Origin of the sequence: Corynebacterium sp. UMB6689 (assembly GCF_030215295.1) — a bacterium.
GTDB classification, from domain to species: Bacteria; Actinomycetota; Actinomycetes; order Mycobacteriales; family Mycobacteriaceae; genus Corynebacterium; species Corynebacterium aurimucosum.
Genome location: NZ_JASOLS010000320.1, coordinates 1 through 223, shown reverse-complemented (window position 1 = coordinate 223; position 223 = coordinate 1). Strand labels below are relative to the sequence as shown.

1 pseudogene is annotated in these 223 nt (G+C 54.3%); it reads right to left on the bottom strand.

From position 1 onward, the window contains the following. A pseudogene (locus QP363_RS13660) lies at nucleotides 1–223 on the bottom strand (HNH endonuclease); the annotation flags it as partial.

Genomic DNA, 223 nt, shown 5'->3' with positions numbered 1-223 from the left:
CGCCGTTAGTCAGGTTGAGCTCGATCTCATCACCCTCGCCGTTGATGATCTGGTCCAACTCATTTAATGTGACGATGACTTGGGTACGCACCGCGGGTGTGGATCCAGTGCTTTCTTTGAAGAAGATGTCGTTGGCGGCTTGAAGGAGGTCGGTGGTGTTGGTGGATTCTAAGACGGCGCGCATGTTGGCAATCGTGGTGGCGTCATCAGTGATGGAGAGGGT